This window comes from Bradyrhizobium sp. P3_C3, assembly GCF_056402655.1.
Window position 1 is genome coordinate 78422 of the sequence record NZ_JBFUGY010000023.1, and the last position, 14431, is coordinate 92852.

General features: G+C 65.3%; 15 protein-coding genes. 3 read left to right on the forward strand and 12 right to left on the reverse strand.

Features of this window, described 5'->3' with window-relative positions; translation table 11 throughout:
• Window positions 1-119: 119 nt before the first annotated feature.
• From AC1DW2_RS24870 to AC1DW2_RS24910, 9 genes are all read right to left on the reverse strand, one after another.
• Window positions 120-620, reverse strand: coding sequence for an RNA pyrophosphohydrolase (locus tag AC1DW2_RS24870; RefSeq protein ID WP_063985996.1), 501 nt, complete (start codon window positions 618-620; stop codon window positions 120-122).
• Window positions 621-683: 63 nt separating this feature from the next.
• Window positions 684-1187 carry an RNA pyrophosphohydrolase gene (locus tag AC1DW2_RS24875; RefSeq protein WP_063980427.1) on the reverse strand — a complete coding sequence of 168 codons (504 nt, stop codon included), beginning with the start codon at window positions 1185-1187 and terminating at the stop codon, window positions 684-686.
• A gap of 72 nt (window positions 1188-1259) precedes the next feature.
• Complete coding sequence (locus AC1DW2_RS24880) at window positions 1260-2483, reverse strand: divergent polysaccharide deacetylase family protein (RefSeq protein ID WP_477007330.1); 1224 nt, start codon at window positions 2481-2483, stop codon at window positions 1260-1262.
• Between the two features lie 145 nt (window positions 2484-2628).
• Window positions 2629-3984, reverse strand: a complete 1356-nt coding sequence (locus AC1DW2_RS24885; protein WP_014490597.1) for a S41 family peptidase — start codon at window positions 3982-3984, stop codon at window positions 2629-2631.
• Window positions 3981-5318, reverse strand: a complete 1338-nt coding sequence (locus tag AC1DW2_RS24890; protein WP_477007359.1) for a murein hydrolase activator EnvC family protein — start codon at window positions 5316-5318, stop codon at window positions 3981-3983. Before AC1DW2_RS24890 ends, AC1DW2_RS24885 begins: the two co-directional genes overlap by 4 nt.
• Before the next feature lie 32 nt (window positions 5319-5350).
• Window positions 5351-5833: a 23S rRNA (pseudouridine(1915)-N(3))-methyltransferase RlmH gene (gene rlmH / locus AC1DW2_RS24895; protein WP_354118481.1), complete on the reverse strand. Its 483-nt coding sequence runs from the start codon at window positions 5831-5833 to the stop codon at window positions 5351-5353.
• 93 nt (window positions 5834-5926) lie between these two features.
• Window positions 5927-6283 (reverse strand): ribosome silencing factor, encoded by a 357-nt coding sequence (rsfS, locus tag AC1DW2_RS24900; RefSeq protein WP_014490594.1) that lies wholly within the window; start codon window positions 6281-6283, stop codon window positions 5927-5929.
• A 208-nt stretch (window positions 6284-6491) separates the two neighbouring features.
• Window positions 6492-7136, reverse strand: a complete 645-nt coding sequence (locus tag AC1DW2_RS24905; protein WP_247306825.1) for a nicotinate-nucleotide adenylyltransferase — start codon at window positions 7134-7136, stop codon at window positions 6492-6494.
• 23 nt (window positions 7137-7159) lie between these two features.
• Window positions 7160-8455, reverse strand: a complete 1296-nt coding sequence (locus AC1DW2_RS24910; RefSeq protein ID WP_477007331.1) for a glutamate-5-semialdehyde dehydrogenase — start codon at window positions 8453-8455, stop codon at window positions 7160-7162.
• Window positions 8456-8649: 194 nt separating this feature from the next.
• On the opposite strand from AC1DW2_RS24910, the gene AC1DW2_RS24915 reads away from it, so the two are divergent.
• Window positions 8650-8928, forward strand: coding sequence for a type II toxin-antitoxin system ParD family antitoxin (locus tag AC1DW2_RS24915; protein ID WP_477007332.1), 279 nt, complete (start codon window positions 8650-8652; stop codon window positions 8926-8928).
• Window positions 8918-9214 (forward strand): type II toxin-antitoxin system RelE/ParE family toxin, encoded by a 297-nt coding sequence (locus tag AC1DW2_RS24920; protein ID WP_063980434.1) that lies wholly within the window; start codon window positions 8918-8920, stop codon window positions 9212-9214. The genes AC1DW2_RS24915 and AC1DW2_RS24920 overlap by 11 nt, the downstream gene beginning before the upstream one ends.
• Window positions 9215-9233: 19 nt before the next feature.
• On the opposite strand, the gene proB is transcribed toward AC1DW2_RS24920, so the two are convergent.
• A complete protein-coding gene (proB, locus tag AC1DW2_RS24925) occupies window positions 9234-10355 on the reverse strand; it encodes a glutamate 5-kinase (RefSeq protein ID WP_028149988.1) in 1122 nt (373 codons plus the stop codon).
• A gap of 195 nt (window positions 10356-10550) precedes the next feature.
• Here proB and AC1DW2_RS24930 point away from each other — a divergent pair, with 195 nt between their 5' ends.
• The gene (locus AC1DW2_RS24930; RefSeq protein WP_477007333.1) at window positions 10551-11516 is read left to right on the forward strand and encodes a Bug family tripartite tricarboxylate transporter substrate binding protein; all 966 of its coding nucleotides are present in this window, start codon (window positions 10551-10553) and stop codon (window positions 11514-11516) included.
• A 134-nt stretch (window positions 11517-11650) separates the two neighbouring features.
• Here AC1DW2_RS24930 and AC1DW2_RS24935 read toward each other — a convergent pair whose 3' ends face one another.
• Window positions 11651-13285 carry an alkaline phosphatase family protein gene (locus tag AC1DW2_RS24935; RefSeq protein ID WP_477007334.1) on the reverse strand — a complete coding sequence of 545 codons (1635 nt, stop codon included), beginning with the start codon at window positions 13283-13285 and terminating at the stop codon, window positions 11651-11653.
• Window positions 13286-13367: 82 nt separating this feature from the next.
• Complete coding sequence (obgE, locus tag AC1DW2_RS24940) at window positions 13368-14408, reverse strand: GTPase ObgE (RefSeq protein ID WP_063980437.1); 1041 nt, start codon at window positions 14406-14408, stop codon at window positions 13368-13370.
• Window positions 14409-14431 lie beyond the last annotated feature (23 nt).

Here is a 14431-nt window from a genome sequence, read left to right on the forward strand (position 1 = left end):
CCGCCAAGCCGCTTGCGCCCCGCGGCCGATTCTCTCTGACGCTTCAAAAACTTCGCAACGATCACTGCACATCGTGCCGGCAATCGCCGGCTACTGTGCATGGGGTTGTTTTCGCGGTTTTAGTTTGCGAAGGGCGCAAACTGCTGCGCGACCGCGCGGTAGACGTCGCGACGGAACGGCACCACGAACTCGGTGACGCGGTCGAGCCGCTCCCAGCGCCAGGCGTCGAACTCCGCGGGCTGTTCGTTGCGCGGCGTCAGCGGATCGATCTCGTCATCGCGACCGGTGAAGCGCAGCGCGAACCATTTCTGGCGCTGCCCGCGGAACTTCGCCAGCCGGTGCGTCTGCGGCCCGTCGTAGGGAGGGAACTCGTAAGTCAGCCAGTCTGTCTCGCCGAGATAGTCCGCACTCTTGACGCTGGTCTCTTCCCAAAGTTCGCGCAGCGCCGCATCGCGCAGGTTCTCGCCCTCATCGACACCGCCTTGCGGCATCTGCCAGTCGAGGCCCGGCAGGATGATCTCGGGGCCGTCGCCCTTGAAGCGGTGGCCGATCAGCACGCGGCCATCGGCATTGAAGAGGGCGATCCCCACGTTGGGACGGTAGGGTTTTTGATTGGTCACGCGCGCGTCTTTCATCGTCATTCCGGCGATGCATTAGCACCGAACCCGGGATGACGATTTGATTTATTCATCCGCCAGCGCGGAAAATTCCTTCACCACGCGCTCATAGACCGGGCGCTTGAACGGGATGATCAGCCCGGTCAGGTTCTTCATCGGCTCCCAGCGCCAGCTCACGAACTCGGCCTTGTGGCCGCCGCCGGGTTTTTCGACGTTGATCTCGCTGTCCTTGCCAGTGAACCGGACCGCGAACCATTTCTGGCGCTGGCCGCGATAGCGGCCCTTCCAGGCGCGACCGGCAACCGTGCGCGGGATGTCGTAGACGAGCCAGTCCGGGACCTCGCCGAGCCGCTCGACCGAGCGCACGCTGGTCTCCTCATAGAGCTCGCGCTTGGCGGCATCCCAGGTGTCCTCACCGGGATCGACGCCGCCCTGCGGCATCTGCCAGACATGGGCGTCGTCGACATGCTCGATGCCACCGGCGCGGCGGCCGATGAACACCAGACCCTTCATGTTGATCAGCATCACACCGACGCAGGTACGGTAGGGCAGATCCTCGTAACGTGCCATTCCGCCAGACCTCTCGCGTGCTTTTGGTGGGTATGCCGGTCCCGAGGGCCCGTAACGTACCAATCCGTTGATTTAGCTAGATTTTGATTTCAGCATCGCGGTTGTCAACGGCACCAAAAGGATACCACGGTCGCTCAATGTCTTGGTCCAGCTGCCGATGCGCTCGATCGAGACCGGCAGGGCGGAGGCGGTGCCGATTGCGACGCCGCGCTCGCGCGCCATTGATTCGAGCTTGTTCAGGGCGCGGTCGATCTCTGCCGGGGTCGGCACCACGTCGATCGCGATATCGCCCTTGCCGAACGGCATCGCCTGGCTGCCCGCGGCCTGGGGCGCGATGCTGCGCGGCGAGGAACCGTCGTCGAAGAAGCCGAGGCCGCGCTTGGCCGCCTCGCGGATGATCGGCTGCATCGCGGCGTCGGTCGCCACGAAGCGGGCGCCCATGAAATTGGTGAGGCCGGCATAGCCCTGCATCCGGCTCAGGTGCCAGTACAGGCGGTCCATGTTCTGGTCGGTGGTGAGCGAGGTCAGCAGCGTCTGCGGGCCCGGGTCGTTGTCCGGGAAATCGTAAGGCTCCATCGGGATCTGGAGGAAGATCTCGTGGCGCTGGGCGCGAGCCCGCTCGGCGAGCTTGCCGGGGTCGGCGCCATAGGGCGTGAAGGCCAGCGTCACCGCCGGCGGCAGCCGCATGATTGCATCGGTGGTCTTGGCCGCGCCGACGCCGAGGCCGCCGATCAGGATCGCGACCACGGGCATCTTCGCCGCCTTGGCGCGGTCGGCATCCGCCGCGTAGACGTTGAACGGCTTCGCGCCCTCGGCCGTCACGGGGATCATGCCGTAGCGCGATTTTTCCAGCAGCTTTGGATCGATCCCGGCCATGACGGGCGGAGGGGCGGAGGCGGCCGCCGCGTCGCCCTTGTCGGCGGCATCGCCGCCACCGATCACCACGTCGTGCCGCGTGCCGGTGGAACCGTCGATCATGGTGACGGTCTTCTGCTCGCCCGCCTGCTTCGGCGCTTCCTTCGCCTCGTGCTTGCTCTCTGGCTTGCTCTCCTGGCCAGGGCTCGCGGCGGCCGGCTTCTCGTCGGTGGCCTTGGGCTCGCGGATCGCAATCCGCGTCATCGGCTCGCCGCCGAGCGGATCCTTGTTGAAGATGGCGAAGCCGGCGAAGACGACCAGGAACAGGCCGAGCATGACCGCGAGGGCCTGCATGGCTGTGAACGGCAGCCGCAGCCGCCGTTTCCGGCGCGGCTTGTCCTGTCCGAGCGGGGCGCTCAGATCATCGGCCGTTTCAGTCATGCGAGATCCCGAATCACTCCCGCCGACGATACCACGCCGAGGTCAAGCGGCGTCAGGCCGGGATAGGCCGGGGGTAGCAGGAGCCCCAAGCAAAAAGGGCGGCTCCCGGAGCCGCCCTTTTCGAGAGATGAGATGACGCGCCGACTTAGTTCGCCGCTTTGGGCTTGTCGGTCGTGGCCTTGTTGTCGCCCGGCGTCGGCGCCGCGGAGGCGCTGTTCTTGATGCCGTGGAGCAGGTCGTCCGCGAGCTTGAGCGCCTTGTCGTCCTTGGCGTCCGGCGGGACGTAGGATTGCGAGCCGGTCTTCTCGTCGCCGTCGTTCTTGAGATGGCCGCGCAGCGAAGCCTCGCCCTTGGTGTCGGTGCGCGACTTCAGCTCGTCCGGCACGTCCTGGAGCACTTCGATGTCAGGCACGATGCCCTTGGCCTGGATCGACTTGCCCGACGGCGTGTAGTAGCGCGCCGTGGTCAGGCGCAGCGCGCCGTTGCCCGAGCCGAGCGGAATGATGGTCTGCACCGAGCCCTTGCCGAACGAGCGCGTGCCGACGATGGTCGCGCGCTTGTGGTCCTGCAGCGCGCCGGCGACGATTTCCGACGCCGAGGCCGAACCGCCGTTGACCAGCACGATAACAGGCTTGCCCTTGGTGAGGTCGCCCGCATGCGCGGTGCGGCGCTGGGTCTCCTCGGCATTGCGGCCGCGGGTCGAGACGATCTCGCCCTTCTCCAGGAACGAGTCGGAGACGGTGACCGCTTCCTCGAGCAGGCCGCCCGGGTTGTTGCGGAGGTCGATGATGTAGCCCTTGAGCTTGTCGCCGATCTGATTCGAGAGGTTGGCGACCTCGCGCTTCAGGCCTTCGGTGGTCTGCTCGTTGAAGGTGGTGATGCGGATATAGGCGATGTCGTCGGCCTCGATTCGCGCGCGCACCGAGCGGACGCGAATGTTGTCGCGCACCAGGGTGACGTCGATCGGATTGTCCTGGCCCTTGCGGATGATCTTGAGCTTGATCTTGGTGTTGACCGGACCGCGCATCTTCTCGACCGCCTGGTTCAGGGTCAGGCCCTGCACCGCTTCGTCGTCGAGATTGGTGATGATGTCGTTGGCCATGACGCCGGCGCGCGAAGCGGGGGTGTCGTCGATCGGCGAGACCACCTTGATCAGGCCGTCCTCCATCGTGACTTCGATGCCGAGGCCGCCGAACTCACCACGGGTCTGCACCTGCATGTCGCGGAAGCTCTTGGCGTCCATGTAGCTCGAATGCGGATCGAGGCCGGTGAGCATGCCACTGATGGCGGATTCGATCAGCTTGGTGTCATCGGGCTTCTCGACATAGTCCGAGCGCACGCGCTCGAACACATCGCCGAACAGATTGAGCTGGCGATAGGTGTCTGCAGTTGCGGCTCGCGCGCTGGAGCCCATGAAGACCGCGCGCGGCTGGGTCACGAACAGCGTCAGCGCAGCACCGGTGGCCGCGCTGAGGAGGATAACTGAAGTCTTGCGCATCATCCGCGAACCTTCTCGCCTTCATTTGCGGCCCACCATGGGCCTGGATCGATTGGAGTGCCGTCCTTACGGAACTCGACATACAGCACAGGTTGACTCGCGTTCGTGGCGAGAATGGAGGCGACTTGTGAGGTCGATCCCATGGTCGCGACCGGCTCCCCCGTGAGCACAAACTGACCGATGTTAACCGAAATGCGCTCCATCCCGGCGATCAGGACATGATACCCGCCCCCGGCGTTGAGGATCAAGAGTTGTCCATAGCTGCGGAACGGACCGGAATAGACAACCCAGCCATCACACGGCGTCGTGACCTGGGAGCCGGGCCTGGTTGCCAGGGAAATGCCCTTCTGGACACCGCCGACCCCATCGGAACCGCCAAAATCCCTGATCTTGTTACCGTTAACCGGGAGAGGCAGGAGCCCCTTGGCCGCTGCGAAGGCGATCGCCGGGGTGGTCCGGGACCGGTCCTTGAAAGTACCCGGACCGGGCTTGGCGCTGGCGGCCGCCTTGGCCTCGGCCTGCTTGGCGGCCTCGGCCGCCTTCTCGGCGGCCTTGGCGGCGCTCTGCAGATCCTGCTCCATCTTGGTGATCAGCCCCTGGAGATCGCCGACCTGCCTGGAGAGCGCGATGGCGCGCGAGTTCTCGGCGTCGAGGTCTTTTTCACGCGACGCCTGCTGGCGCTGCCGCTCGTCGACCAGGGCGGTGAGCCGGGTCTGGTCGTTGCGGACCTTGTCGCGGTCGGTGGCGAGCTGGTCGCGTTCGGCGGCGATGTTCCTGCGCAAGGCCACGAGCTCGCCGAGGTCGCCCGCGAGCTTCTCGGCGCGGCCGCGCAATTCGGGCACCACGGCGCCGAGCAGCATGGCGGTGCGCAGTGATTGCAGCGCGTCTTCGGGGCGCACCAACAGCGCCGGCGGCGTGCGCCGGCCGGCGCGCTGCAGGGCCGCCAGCACCTCGACGATGTCGGCGCGGCGCGACTCCAGCGAGGTGCGCATCTGCTGCTCGCGGCCGTTGAGCGAGCGCAGCCGCGCTTCGGCTTCGTCGATCTTGGTCTCGACGGTCCGCACATTGGCTGCGGTGTCGATCAGCTGCTGATTGAGCTGGGTGCGGTCCTGGCCGAGCGAGGTGATTTCGGCCTTGAGCTTGGCCTGCGCTTCCTCGGCGCTCTTCTGCCGCGCGCGGGCGGCCTCGAGCTCCTGCTCACGCTGCTTGATCGCATCGGGCGAGGCGGCCGCCGTCTGTGGAGCGGGCGCAATTGTCTGACCTTGCGTCTGAGCTTGCGCGAGGCTTGCGCCTGTAACGCCGGCGATCAGCAGCAGGTTGAGGATCGGCGCTCGCATCGCTTTACGCAAAGGTGCTCGTTGTGCGCGCATCACGCGCGGTGATAGGGGTGGCCGGCCAGAATGGTGGCGGCCCGATAAAGCTGTTCCAGAAGCATGACGCGGACCATTTGGTGCGGCCAGGTCGCAGAGCCGAACGCGATCGCGAGCTTGGCCTTACGGCGCAATTCGGGCGAAAGTCCGTCCGCCCCTCCGATCACGAAGATAGTATGTCCGGCACCCTCGTCGCGCCAGCGCCCGAGGTGCCGTGCGAATACGGTGGAGTCGAGATTCTGGCCGCGCTCGTCCATCGCCACCAGGATCGATTTTTCCGGGATATGAGCACCGATCGCCGCGGCCTCTTCGGCCATCCGAGTTGCGGTGTCGCGCGCGCGGCTTTCGGGGATTTCGTGGATGATGAGCTCGCGGAATCCGAGCTTGCGGCCGGCTTCGTCGAACCGCTCGAAATAGCGGTCGGCAAGCTCCCGTTCGGGGCCCTGCTTCAGCCGGCCCACCGCGATGACAGCAACGCGCATGATATCTTCAGGTCGTGTTTCAAGACTGCGCGCAATATGCGCGCGCACGACGCTAGCATGCGCGTCAGCCGATTCGAAATCGGCTCGATGAGCCTAGATCGCCTTCGCCGCCCCTGGGCCCTGGGTGTACAATCTCTCGAGATTGTAGAACTCGCGGACCTCGGGTCTGAACACGTGCACGATCACATCGCCGGAATCGATCAGCACCCAGTCGCAATTGGGCAAGCCCTCGACGTGGATGTTCCTGATGCCGTTTTCCTTGAGGCCCTTGGCGACGTTGTCCGCGATCGCGCCGACGTGCCGGTTCACCCGGCCGGTGGTGACGATCATGTAGTCGGAGTACGCCGATTTGCCGCGAAGGTCGATGGTGACCGTCTCTTCCGCCTTCATGTCGTCGAGGCGGGAGAGGATCAGGCTCAGCGTCTTGTCGGCGTCGGGTTGCGCCTTCAAGGCCGCAGCTTTGGTCGATGTTTTACGCGCCGGTTTCGCTACCTTGGGTAAAACAGACTTGGACAATACAGATGTGGTCAGGGACCATTCCTTTCACTGTATCGCGAACGCCGAATCCGCCGCTCACTGGTTACACTACATCATGTGGGGTTAAGGGTTTCAATATGCCAGAGAGTCCGAAATCCCCACAACGTCCACACACTCCGTCTCACTTCGGACCTTTCCAGCTCCCGTCCGGGTTCCGCAAGCCGGTCGAGGACAGGTTCAGTTTCAATCCGGTCAGAAAGACCCAGGCTGGCGCCGGCCGATCCGGAAGCAATGCCGCGTCCGTCTCGGGCACGCGGTAGCGTGCAAGGGCCTGGGCAGCGGGCGAGGCGAGGGCGCGAAAACTCTGCGGCGGGCGATCGATGACCGCAATCGGCACCTGGTCGGCGATGCGCCGCCAGTGCTGCCAACGATGGAATTGAGCGAGATTGTCGGCGCCCATAATCCAGACAAAGCGCAGGCCGCTGAGGCGGCGGCGCAAGGTGTTGATCGTGTCGATAGTATAGCGGGTACGAATGACGGATTCGAGACAGCTCACCTCGATCCTGGGATCGTCGGCGACGTCGCGCGCGGCCTGCATGCGCGCGCCGAGCTCATGCAGCGTGCCGTTCTCCTTGAGCGGATTGCCCGGCGTCACCAGCCACCACACGCGGTCGAGTCGGAGGCGTTTCAGCGCGAACTGGCTGATGGCGCGATGGGCCTCGTGCGGTGGATTGAACGAGCCGCCGAGCAGGCCAACGCGCATGCCTTCGGTGTAGGGCGGAATGGCCTGCGCGAAGAAACGTGGCGCGACGAAATTGTTACTCAATGCCCCACGCCTCGCGACATGACTTACGGCCGCGTCTGACCTGTGCCGTGGACGCGATATTTGAAGCTCGTGAGCTGCTCGGCGCCGACAGGACCACGGGCGTGGAATCGGCCAGTGGCGATGCCGATCTCGGCGCCGAAACCGAACTCGCCGCCGTCGGCGAATTGCGTCGAGGCATTGTGCAGCACGATCGCGGAATCGACCTCGCTCAGGAATTTCTTCGCAGCAGCTTCGTCCGCGCTCACGATCGCATCGGTGTGGTGCGAGCCGTGGTTCTGGATATGCGCGATCGCGCCGTCGACACCGTCCACCACCTTCGCCGCGATGATCGCGTCGAGATATTCGGTGTCCCAATCGTCTTCGCTGGCAGGCTTGACGCGCGCATCGGTCTTCTGCACGGCGTCGTCGCCGCGCACTTCGCAGCCGGCCTCGATCAGCATCTCGACCAGCGGCCTCAGGTTCTTGGCGGCCGCGGCGCGATCGACCAGCAGCGTCTCGGCCGCGCCGCAGACGCCGGTGCGGCGCATCTTGGCGTTGAGCACGATCGACTTCGCCATGGCGAGGTCGGCGCTGGCATCGATATAGACGTGGTTGACGCCTTCGAGATGCGCGAACACGGGCACGCGGGCTTCCTGCTCGACGCGCGCGACGAGGCTCTTGCCTCCGCGCGGAACGATCACGTCGATGGCGCCGTTCAACCCTGACAGCATCATGCCGACCGCCGCGCGGTCGCGCGTCGGCACCAGCGTGATCGCCGCCTCGGGGAGGCCCGCTTCACGCAGACCCTGGACGAGACATTCATGGATCGCGCGGCACGAACGAAAACTGTCGGAGCCGCCGCGCAGGATCACGGCATTGCCGGATTTCAGGCACAGCACGCCGGCATCGGCCGCAACGTTCGGCCGGCTCTCGAAGATCACGCCGACGACGCCGAGCGGAACGCGCACGCGCTCGATGGTCATGCCGTTCGGCCGCTGCCAGCTCTCGGTGACGATGCCGATCGGATCGGCGATGCCGCGCACGATACCGATGCCCTCGGCCATCGACTCGACGCGCGCAGGTGTCAGTGTCAGGCGGTCGATGAAGGAGGCGATCATGGTGCCCGAGGCCCGGGCATCCGCGACGTCCTCGGCATTGGCGGCAAGGATCGCGGCAGAGTTCGCGCGGATCGCCCGCTCCATGGCCTCGAGCGCCCGGTTCTTCTGCTCCGGCGGCGCCAGCGCCAGCACGCGCGCGGCAGCGCGGGCACGGGCGGCGAGATCGGACATCAGCGCCTGGAGATCGGCATTGCCGTCGATGGCTTTGAGGGGGGCGGCCATTGGAGCTTCAACCTTCTGCTAAGGCGGTGTCCTAGCATGGAAATCCCGCGTCTGCGAAGGGTCGGGAGGGTATGGCTGGGGCCCGGTTCGCGCCGCCCGGTCGGCCAATGGCCTGGTTGCCCCCGAGGCCGGACGGATCCTTGCGAGGCGCTCAAATATCAATAAATATCATTACTTGATAACGGAGCCGTTCCATGGCGAGCAGCTACAGCATTGGAAAGCATTTCGAGGACCTGATCGACAATCTGGTCGAGAGCGGCCGCTATGCCACCGCGAGCGAGGTCATGCGCGAAGGCCTTCGCCTAGTCGAGGAGCGTGAAGAGCGGCGCAGGGTCAAGCTGGAGGCGCTGCGGGAGGAAATCCAGAAGGGGTTTGACAGCGGACCAATGGAAGAGGTCGATGTCCAGGAATGGATGAACGACATCAAGGCGCGGGGACGGCAGCGACTGGCCGCGCGCAAACGTGGCGAATAGATTCCGCAAGGCCCCACAAGCCGACCAAGATCTAGATTCGATCTGGGATTTCATCGCGTCGGACAGCGTTCGGGCGGCCGACAAGCAGATTGCGCGCATCGGCGAGATTTTCGAGATGCTCGTGGAAAATCCCTTGGCTGGCCGCGAACGGCGAGAATTGCGCGACAGCCTGCGCAGCTTCCCCGTTGGCAATTACGTGATCTTCTATGTCCCGCTGCCCGATGGAGTCGAGATTGTCCGCGTGATGCACGGCCGTCAGGATATCGGCTCTGACGACATGCAATAGTTGGCGGACTTGCTCGTCCTTACCCACCCACCACCAGATCGTCGCGGTGGATCATCTCGGACCTCCCGCTGATGCCCAGGATGGCCATCACGTCCGGGGACGAGCGGCCCTTGATCCGCTCGGCGACCTCGGCATCGTAGGCGATCAGGCCGCGGCCGACCTCGCTGGTATCAGGGCCGCGCACGATCACCGCATCGCCGCGGGCGAACTGGCCTTCCACCTTGATCACGCCGGCCGGCAGCAGGCTGGCGCCGGCACGCAGCGCCGTCACGGCGCCGGCATCGATGGTCAGCGTGCCTTTCGGCTCCAGCGTGCCCGCGATCCACCGCTTGCGCGAGGTGATGGGGTTGGCCGGCGTCAGGAACCAGGTGCAGCGGCCGCCGTCGGCGATCGCCTGCAGGGGATGCTCGATCTTGCCCGAGGCGATCAGCATATGCGTGCCGCCTGTGGTCGCGATCTTGGCTGCCTCGACCTTGGTGCGCATGCCGCCGCGCGACAGCTCGGACTCGGCGTCGCCTGCCACGGCCTCGATCTCCGAGGAGATGCTGTCGACCACGGGAATGAGTTTTGCGTTCGGATTGTTCTTCGGCGGGGCATCGTAGAGCCCGTCGATGTCGGATAGCAGCACCAGCAAATCGGCGCTCGCCATGGTGGCGACGCGCGCGGCGAGGCGGTCATTGTCGCCGTAGCGGATCTCGTTGGTGGCGACCGTGTCGTTCTCGTTGATGACGGGGATCGCGCGCCATTCCAGCAGCTTGCCGATGGTGGAGCGAGCGTTGAGATAGCGGCGGCGCTCCTCGGTATCCTGGAGCGTGACCAGGATCTGCCCCGCGCCGATGCCGTGGGCGCCGAGCACCTCCGACCAGATCCGCGCCAGCGCGATCTGGCCGACGGCGGCGGCCGCCTGGCTCTCCTCCAGCTTCAGCGGGCCGCGCGGCAGCTTGAGGCGGCTGCGGCCAAGTGCGATCGAGCCCGAGGACACCACGAGCACATCGCGGCCCTCGCGATGCAGCTTGGCCATGTCGTCGGCGAGCGCGGCGAGCCAGGAGGCGCGCACCTCGCCCTTGTCGGAATCGACCAGCAGGGCGGAGCCGACCTTGACGACGATGCGGCGGAATTGACTGAGTTCGGGGCTGGCCATGTGTGTATGTGTTGGCGCGTGTGACGAATTGCTCTGCATCGGAAACGGCGGAGCGACAGGCGGCGCCGGTTAAGGCCTGCTTTTGCAGCAGGACGATGGCCGGCGCAAGGCGGTCGGAATGGTAAACGGCGCTTGTCCGGGTCGCTCGCCTGGCTCTAACTGTCGCCAACCATAACGGGCTCGAAGAGGAAACTGATGGATCGCCGCAACTTCATCGCCGGATGTCTCGGGTTGCCGCTGTTGGCGCAGGCGGGCGGATCGCAAGCGCAGGCCGGGCTGACAAAAATGATCTTCCCGTTCGCGGCGGGAGCGGGCGGCGACACGCTGTGCCGGCTGATCGCGCAGGAGATGGCGCCGGTGCTGCAACGGACCATCGTGGTCGAGAACCGTACCGGCGGCGACGGCCTGATCGGTATCAAGGCGGTGAAGGGCGCGAGCGCCGACGGCAGCATGGTGCTGGTGACGACCGGGCCGACCATGTACCTGCTGCCGATGGTGGAGACGACGCCGAGCTTCGACACGGCCAGGGATTTTATGCCGGTGTCGCTGCTGGCGCGGTTCGAATTCGCCGTCGTGATCGGCCCGGCGATCGATGCTGCCGATTTCAAGTCATTCGTGGCGTGGCTGAAGGCGCATCCGGACAAGACGTCGTTCGGGGTGCCGAGCAACGGCACCATTCCGCATTTCATGGGCTCCAAGCTCGAGAAGGATCTCGGCATTCCCTTGACCCGCGTGCCCTATCGCGGGAGCGCGCCTATCCTCAACGATCTCATCGGCGGCCATCTGTCGTTCGGCATCGTGACATTGGCCGATGCGCTGCCGCAGCACCGCGCCAAGGGCGTGAAGATCATCGCGGTCGCGAGCGCGGAGCGTTCGCCCTTCGCACCCGAGGTGCCGACACTGAAGGAGAGCGGCATCGATCTCGTCGCGGACGCCTGGTACGGCATGTGGCTCCCCGCCGGCAGCCCGCCGGACTTCGCCAGCAAGCTCGGCGCAGCCGCAAGCGCTGCGCTCGCCAGGCCCGAGGTGAATGAGAAGCTCACCGCGATCGGGCTGATCCCGGTCGGCAGCAATGCGGATGGGCTGACCAAGGAGCTCGCCGCGAACACGGCGTTCTGGCAGCCGATCGTGAAGGCGACGGGGTACAAGATCGAGAATTGAACGCCGCGCGCTACTCTATCCCCTCATCCTGAGGAGCCGCGGAGCGGCATCTCGAAGGATGAAAGGCCCGGCTGTAGCAGCGGGGCCTGCATGGTTCGAGACGGCGCTGTCGCGCCTCCTCACCATGAGGGGTTTTAGAGCTTCGCGCGTTGCGCGATCCCGTCCTTGATCGACGCGAGCTCGGCTTCGTCCCAGACGCCGATCAAAATGCCGCCCTTCACCTGAAGCTGATTGTCAGCATAGGCAGCGATCTTCTCACGGGGCGTGGTGATGTGGTCGTTGGGATGCAGCGCCCAGTCGAACAGCTCGGCCTGAAGGCGCGCGATGATGCCGGCGCATTCGGGATCGTCGCCGCGATCCAAAAACTCTTCCGGATCGCTTTCGAGGTCGTACAGCATCGGGCGGAAGCCGGAGGCGTGGATGTACTTCCAGCGGCCGTCGAACACCATGAACAGGCGGCAGCGCTCGATCGGCTGGTTCAGCTTCAGCCGCACATCCTGCATGGCGTAGTCGTATTCGGAGAACGCCACCTTGCGCCAATCGCTCGGCGTTGGCCCGCGCAGCAGTGGCAGCAGCGAGCGTCCTTCGAGGATGTGGCCCGGCACCTTGCCGCCGAAATAATCGACGAAGGTCGGCGCGAGATCGATGCCTTCCACCAGCGCGTCGCTGCGCGTGCCACGCGTGGCGTCGGCTTCCTTCGACGGATCGATGATGATCAACGGAATCTTCGCCGACTGTTCGTGGAACAGATCCTTCTCGCCCATCCAGTGATCGCCGAGATAATCGCCATGATCGGAGGTGAACACGATCATGGTGGTGTCCAGCAGACCGCGCGCCTCCAAAAACTTCATCAGCACGCCCATCTGGTCGTCGATCTGGGTGATCAGGCCCATATAGGTCGGGATCACCTTCTCGCGGGCCTCGTCGCGCGCCATGTTGCGGGAGTAGCGCATGTCCATGTAGGCGCCGAACACCGGATGCGGGTTCTGGCGTTCGCGCTCGGAGCGGATCGCCGGGATCATGTCATCGGTCGAATACATGCTCGCATAGGGCTCGGGCGCGATATAGGGCCAGTGCGGCTTGATGTAGGACAGATGCAGGCACCACGGCCTGCCGTCGGTCTCGGCCTCGCTGATGAAGTCCATCGCGCGCCGCGTCATGTAGGGCGTCTCGGAGTGCTCGTCCGGCACGCGCGCGGCCTTGTCGGCATGCACCAGGAGCCAGCCGTTCTGCAAGGAGCCGTCGTCCGCTGCGCCGGAATTCGCCCAATGCTCCCAGGGATTGGGCGCCTCGAATCCTTGGCTGCGCAGGTACTCATCGTATTTCGGGCGCGGCCGTCCGGTCGGATGCAGGCCGTCGTCACGCTCATAAGGCTCGAACCCACATTCGGCGACGTGCACGCCGATCATCGATTCCGGCGGGATGCCGAGCGCCTTCATGCCCTCGAGATCGGGCGCCATGTGGGTCTTGCCGACCAGCACGTTGCGCACGCCGATCTTCTTGAGGTGGTCGCCGAGCGTGGGCTCGCCGACGCGCAGCGGCCAGCCGTTCCAGTGCGAGCCGTGCGAGCGCATGTAGCGCCCGGTGTAGAACGACATCCGCGACGGGCCGCAGATCGGCGACTGCACATACGCCTTGCTGAAGAGCACGCCACGCTCGGCCATGGCGTCGATGTTGGGCGTTTTCAGCGTGGGATGGCCGGTGCAGCCGAGATAGTCGTAGCGAAGCTGGTCGCACATGATCCAGAGAACGTTCTTCGCGCGCGCCATGCTTCGCCCCTGCCGTTTCTTGATCTTTTGATGCTGCGCTATCGCGCCAGCGAAGACAAGCGGGCCGCTTGAGCCGGTCGGATTACGCCGACCACGGCTCCGCTTCCGCCGCGCTCTTCGCCTTGGCCGATACCGGGGCCTCGCCGATCACTTCGACAAGCGCGCGCAACGCTTCCTTCACGCCGTCGCCGGTGATGCCGGAGAGCAGCAGAGGCGTCTTCTTGGCGGCGCGCTTCAGCCGGTCTTTCTGCTTCTTCAACTCGTCCGGCCCGACCGCGTCGATCTTGTTCAGCGCGACGATCTCGATCTTGTCGGTGAGCAGGCCGCCATAGGCGTTGAGCTCGTTGCGCACCGTCTTGTAGGCCTTGCCGGCATGCTCGCAGGTCGCATCGACGAGATGCAGCAGCACGCGGCAGCGCTCGACATGGCCGAGGAAGCGGTCGCCGAGGCCGGCGCCTTCATGCGCGCCTTCGATCAGGCCGGGAATGTCCGCCAGCACGAATTCGCGGCCGTCGGAATTCACGACGCCGAGCTGCGGATGCAGCGTGGTGAAGGGATAGTCGGCGATCTTCGGCTTCGCCGCGCTGACCTTGGAGAGGAAGGTCGACTTGCCGGCATTGGGCAGGCCGACCAGGCCGGCATCCGCGATCAGTTTCAGCCGCAGCCAAATCCAGCGCTCCTCGCCGGGCTGGCCGGGATTGGCGTTGCGCGGCGCGCGGTTGGTCGACGATTTGAAATGCGCGTTGCCGAAGCCGCCATTGCCGCCCTCGGCCAGCACGAACTTCTCGCCGACATCGGTGAAGTCGTGGATCAGGGTCTCGCGGTCCTCGTCGAAGATCTGCGTGCCCACGGGGACCTTCAGCACGATCGCCTTGCCGTTGGCGCCATGACGGTCCGAGCCCGAACCGTTCTCGCCCTTCTGGGCCTTGAAATGCTGCTGGTAGCGGTAGTCGATCAGCGTGTTGAGGCCGTCGGCGACCTCGATGACCACGTTGCCGCCGCGGCCGCCATTGCCGCCGGAAGGACCGCCGAATTCGATGAACTTCTCGCGGCGGAACGCCACGCAGCCGTTCCCGCCGTCACCGGAGCGGATATAGACCTTTGCTTCGTCGAGGAATTTCATGGGCCATAGGTAGGGCAGGCGGT